8 protein-coding genes are annotated in these 4611 nt (G+C 64.0%); 4 read left to right on the top strand and 4 right to left on the bottom strand.

Annotated features, from left to right (window positions below; all coding sequences use genetic code 11):
* Both V7Q81_RS14785 and V7Q81_RS14780 read left to right on the top strand, forming a co-directional pair.
* Positions 1-280, top strand: a 280-nt coding sequence (locus tag V7Q81_RS14785) for a DNA polymerase (protein ID WP_333844808.1), incomplete at its 5' end; no start/stop codon positions are given.
* Between the two features lie 73 nt (positions 281-353).
* Complete coding sequence (locus V7Q81_RS14780) at positions 354-533, top strand: hypothetical protein (RefSeq protein WP_333844805.1); 180 nt, start codon at positions 354-356, stop codon at positions 531-533.
* A 17-nt stretch (positions 534-550) separates the two neighbouring features.
* Here V7Q81_RS14780 and V7Q81_RS14775 read toward each other — a convergent pair whose 3' ends face one another.
* From V7Q81_RS14775 to V7Q81_RS14765, 3 genes are all read right to left on the bottom strand, one after another.
* Positions 551-1261, bottom strand: coding sequence for a DUF4197 domain-containing protein (locus tag V7Q81_RS14775; RefSeq protein ID WP_333844803.1), 711 nt, complete (start codon positions 1259-1261; stop codon positions 551-553).
* A 114-nt stretch (positions 1262-1375) separates the two neighbouring features.
* Positions 1376-1504, bottom strand: coding sequence for a hypothetical protein (locus V7Q81_RS14770; protein ID WP_333844801.1), 129 nt, complete (start codon positions 1502-1504; stop codon positions 1376-1378).
* 1061 nt (positions 1505-2565) lie between these two features.
* Positions 2566-3000, bottom strand: a complete 435-nt coding sequence (locus V7Q81_RS14765) for a response regulator transcription factor (RefSeq protein ID WP_333844799.1) — start codon at positions 2998-3000, stop codon at positions 2566-2568.
* A gap of 124 nt (positions 3001-3124) precedes the next feature.
* Between V7Q81_RS14765 and V7Q81_RS14760 the strand changes: the two genes are divergently transcribed.
* Both V7Q81_RS14760 and V7Q81_RS16145 read left to right on the top strand, forming a co-directional pair.
* The gene (locus tag V7Q81_RS14760) at positions 3125-3286 is read left to right on the top strand and encodes a hypothetical protein (RefSeq protein WP_333844797.1); all 162 of its coding nucleotides are present in this window, start codon (positions 3125-3127) and stop codon (positions 3284-3286) included.
* A 183-nt stretch (positions 3287-3469) separates the two neighbouring features.
* Positions 3470-3676 (top strand): hypothetical protein, encoded by a 207-nt coding sequence (locus V7Q81_RS16145; protein ID WP_442954851.1) that lies wholly within the window; start codon positions 3470-3472, stop codon positions 3674-3676.
* A gap of 320 nt (positions 3677-3996) precedes the next feature.
* Here the strand turns inward: V7Q81_RS16145 and V7Q81_RS14755 are convergent.
* Positions 3997-4611 (bottom strand): lipoyl synthase (locus tag V7Q81_RS14755; protein ID WP_333844795.1); only part of this gene is annotated, 615 nt, incomplete at its 5' end.

Genomic DNA, 4611 nt, shown 5'->3' with positions numbered 1-4611 from the left:
CCAGGCGGCCGAGCGGGCCGCCATCAACGCCCCCATGCAGGGTACGGCGGCGGACCTCATCAAACTGGCCATGATCGCGGTGCACCGCTGGATCGGGGAACGCCATCTCGCCAGCCGGTTGATCCTCCAAGTCCATGACGAGCTGGTGCTGGAAGTGCCGGAAAGGGAGCTCGAGGAAGTGCGGGGTACGGTGCCCCGACTTATGGAAGGCGTTGCCCGGTTGCGGGTCCCCCTGGTGGTGGACGTGGGCGTCGGGCGCAACTGGGACGAAGCCCATTGAGGCGCCTTCTGAGGCGGTGCGTTCCCTGGGCTTCCCGAGGGTCTACAATCGAAAAGAGAGGAGGGCTGCCGCCATGACCCGACTGGAATTGTCGCCCGAGGAGCAGGAAGTTCTGATCGAAGTGTTGGAGAGCTTTCTCTCGGACCTGCGGATGGAGATTGCGGACACTGAGCGCCTCGCCTTCCGCGAACGGCTAAAGGGCCAGGAGCAGATCATCAAGCGGCTGCTGGAAGTATTGCGCAAGAGCGGGTGAGCTTTCGGTCCCCGCTGCTAGCGGATCGCGCCGAACACCTTGCGCAGCAGCCGACTGCCCTGGCCCAGGGGATCGCGGCGGATCGCTCGCTCCTCTTCTGCCATCATCAGGAACAGGCCGTCCAGGGCCTTCTGGGTGACGTAGCCATCCAAGCGGGCATGGTGTTCATCGATCAGGCCGAACTGGGCGGCCGGCCTGGCAATCTGGTCGTACTGGCGGGCAAGCCCCACCTGGTCGATGGCTCGCTTGACGATGGGCAGGAACCGAGCGGCCAGAGGTTCGGAGGCAGTGCGGCGGAAATACTCGGTGGCGGCCGTGTCGCCGCCGGTCAGAATCTGTCGCGCGTCCTCAATCGACATCTTCTGGATGGATTCCAGCAAGATGGCTTTTGCTTCTGGCACCGCCGCCTCGGCAGCCCGGTTCAGGGTCACTTCCAACTGGTCGAGCTGGGCTCCCAGGCCCAGCATGCGTAGCGTCGAGGCCCCTTTCTGGAGGTGCTCGGGCAGGGGAATCCGTACCTTGGGGTTGCCGAGGAACCCATCCGGTACGCCGAGCTTCCCGACCGCTACGCGCGAGCCCTGGACCAGAGCCTGTTTGAGCCCGTCGATGGCCTCCCGGTCCGAAAGGTGGGTCAAGGCGAAGCTGGAGGAGGGAAATAATCCCGGCAGGAGCAGGGCAAACCAAAGGGTGACGGAGACAGTCCAGCGCCTGGGATGTTCGCGGATCATAATCAGGCCATCATACGGCTGCCGGACATTTGCCTCAACCGTGAGGCGCAAGCAGGGGAACACGCCCTCCCTAGGGAGCGCTTGCAAACTTCTTCATCCCATTGTCTTTAGTCTTTAGAACGAGCGGATGACCCACATGGCCAGGAAGCCCGCAGCCGGCGGCTGGGACGGGCGTTCCAGGCCCTCGTCACCGTCGACCCCCAGGGCATCGCTTCCCTGGTCCACCGGATGGGTGCCTTGCACCCGGAGAATCCAGCCAGGGTCGCTTCTGCCATCGCTTGTTTTGAGCAGCGCGCCCTTTCGCTGCAAGACACGTCGAGCACCATGACGCTCTGCGCTGTTACCCGTGCTCTACTTGCTCACTTCCAAGCGTCGGGTTCCATCTATATGCCGACAGCGAAATGTTTCCCAACGAAAGCTTTGGCACCTATGTTGAGATTTACATACTCCATGACATCACCCCGGCTGTGCAGGCAGGGGTGATGGAGGGGCCACATTGTCCGCTCGCGGGCTTGCTGCGGGCGCCCGCCTCGAGTCCGGCCGACCAGAGAGGGCAGCGGTTTGCCAGCCCCTGGCGTCTGAGCAAAGCCCACAGGGACCCCAAAGGGTTGGCCCGTGGGGCATGGCCGGGCGGCAGCGCCCTCTGGATGGGCTCAGGGGGGACTGCCCGGGTACTTACCCTCGATGCGGCTTTTGTCTCGGGCAGCCTTCCCCAGCCGATGGGCAGCTAGCGCTCGCGGCTTGGGAGCGCAAGCCCTTTGCGGCGCTGCACGATCCTTGCACGTCTGTGATCGCGCCGCCCTATAGGCGGCAGGGGGTGTTACCCGCCAGCATCCACTGTCCCCGCGCGCACCCGCTTACGTGTGGCAAGGTCCATCTTGACTACGCCCAGATTCCACGATCAAACCCTCGATTGCAGAACCCATGACCCACATGATCGGTTGTCATGCGTGTGGTAATTGTCAATAACACAGACCGACGTGGAGGGGCATCAAGGCATCCAATGCCGAGATTAAGCACGTAACTACCGACGTATCCAAGGTATAGACAGTCGCTGCACAGGCGATGGCCGAGCAGAAACGGCGTACCGGGACTACCCGCACGTGGGGGAGAGCTGCAGACCTCGGAGAAGTTCGCCCAGGCAGTGGAAGTATCAGCTAAACAGCTGGCCGCGACCCGATTGAGCTATCCAGAGACACTCACGTCCATCGACTGAGACAAGAGCTTCGCTATTGTCTTGCCTCTGGCCATCGAATTGCTCAACGCTATCCTCTGCAGGAAATCCTGGTCGCAAGCTCGGCTCATCATAGCAGCCCCAGATTTTTTGCCCTGAGCGCGGCCTCGGCGCGGGAGGTGATGTTGAGCTTGCGGTAGATGTGCTTAACGTGATCCCCCACCGTGTGGTGGGAAATGGCTAGCATGCGCGCCGCCTCAGCGAGGCTGAGGCCGTGGGCAAGCAGCGCCAGCACTTCCCTCTGCTGTGACGTAAGCGCGACGGTCTCCTGGAGTGCCAGGTCGGGTTTTGTCTGGCGGAAGAAAAGGAGGATGCGGCGGGTGACTGCCGGCGACAGGGGCGGCCGGCCCTCGTGGATACCCTGTAGTTGACAGGCCAGTGCCTCGGGCTCGGCCCCCTCGCGTGGCGGCCTCCCATAGCTGATCACCCACAACTCCATGTTGCTTGTCGTGGCCTTGACGACGAGCACCTGTTCTGCGTCTGCCTCGACGCGGACACCGACCATGCCTTGGCTGCCGGTCTTTTCGGCCCCGCGTTGTCCTGCAAGTCGTTGATCCGTGCGCCATCGACGACCGACTGGGCAGAGGCATACGCTGCGGCGGTCGGCGCATCACCACCCGGCAGCCGCCATGACCGCCCAGGCCATCGCCGCCACGGAGGCGGAAAGCGACTCCGGCCGGCGCAATCCGAGCAGGCTGGAGACGCTGATGGTGGAGGTGATGCGCTGCCGCTCCATCGTCCTCGTGGGCAATATGGCAGTGGGGTTTCCGGCGGCTCACCCCCTCGCCTAGGACTGGTTCGGCCTGTTCCGCCCGCATGTGGCGTCGCCGGCCAAGGCCGAACATTTGTTGCACGAGCTGCATCCCTGGGCGAGCCTCCTGGCTCACGCCACCATCGCGGGGCCAGGGCTTGTTCCCAGCGGGACTGATCGCTGACCACTACGATATGGCAGTCTGCACTCGGATCCCCAGCGCTTGCACCATCTGCGCTGGCTGAACCGAGTACTGGGGGGAGCGTGCCGGGCGCTTCGCGGCCTCCATCCTTGGAACCCAGGGCCGCTCGCGGGCAACCTTCTCTTCGAGGTGCTGTTGGAGATCACGCTCTTTATTGGGTTTCTGCCAGGCTGGCGCCTGCGCATCCGCCACGTTGTCTTTTCCACCAAACCCTGGGCTGCGCCCTAATCGGGCTGGGGGAGGCCGTGGCGTGGGAGGCCCTCGTCCTTGGCCTGGTGGAGTCGTATTTGATCGGCCTCACCCACCTGCTGGTAAGTTTGACTTGGCGATCAACGTGGCGCTGCGGGCGCGTAGAGCCCGGCGTCACGGGATGCGAAGGGGCTCCCGTGGCAGGTGGTGAAGGGTTGTTTCGGCGACCCACTGCAGTTTTTCGTCCCGGTGCGACGGGCAAAGACCGCGGTGCCTCGAGCAGTGGGGCGGGGTTTCAGGGCGAGCCCCTGGTTCCCGGCGAAGGGAAGGCGTCGGTTGACGGTCAATCGAGGCTCGACTCAATAGACGCCGGCTTCGTGGGCCTGCAGATCTGCGTGGTAGCTGGAGCGTACCAGGGGGCCGCACGCCGCGTGGGCAAAGCCCATTTCCCGCGCCGCCTGTTCGTAGGCCCGGAACCGCTCGGGCTCCACGTAGCGCACCACGGGCAAGTGACCAGTCGTGGGCTGGAGATATTGCCCGATGGTGAGCATCTCCACGTCATGGGCACGCAGGTCGCGCATGACCTGCAGGATTTCCTCGTCCGTCTCTCCCAGCCCCACCATCAGCCCGGACTTGGTGGGCACGCTCGGCACTCGGGCCTTGAAGACTTGGAGCAGCCTGAGGGAGTGGGCGTAATCCGCTCCCGGCCGCGCCAGCTTGTAAAGCCGTGGTACCGTCTCCAGGTTGTGGTTCATCACATCCGGCGGATGGCGGGTCAGGATCTCGAGGGCTGCTTCCAGTCGGCCGCGGAAATCGGGCACCAGGATCTCGATGCGGGTAGCCGGGGAGCGGCTGCGCACGGCTTGGATGCAATTGGCGAAGTGCTGAGCGCCGCCATCCCGCAGATCGTCCCGATCGACGCTGGTGATCACCACATACCTGAGCTTGAGCGCTGCCACGGTCTCCGCGAGATG

The sequence above is a fragment of the Pelomicrobium sp. genome (assembly GCF_036803785.1).
In the GTDB taxonomy this organism is placed as follows: Bacteria; Pseudomonadota; Gammaproteobacteria; order Burkholderiales; family UBA6910; genus Pelomicrobium.
Note: the sequence above shows the minus strand (reverse complement) of the source record. Positions and strands in the feature narration are given on the sequence as shown.

Coding starts and splice junctions, on each gene's coding strand:
- V7Q81_RS14780 (WP_333844805.1), top strand. CDS start 354: ATGACCCGACTGGAATTGTCGCCCGAGGAGCAGGAAGTTCTGATCGAA.
- V7Q81_RS14775 (WP_333844803.1), bottom strand. CDS start 1,261: ATGATCCGCGAACATCCCAGGCGCTGGACTGTCTCCGTCACCCTTTGG.
- V7Q81_RS14765 (WP_333844799.1), bottom strand. CDS start 3,000: ATGGTCGGTGTCCGCGTCGAGGCAGACGCAGAACAGGTGCTCGTCGTC.
- V7Q81_RS14760 (WP_333844797.1), top strand. CDS start 3,125: ATGACCGCCCAGGCCATCGCCGCCACGGAGGCGGAAAGCGACTCCGGC.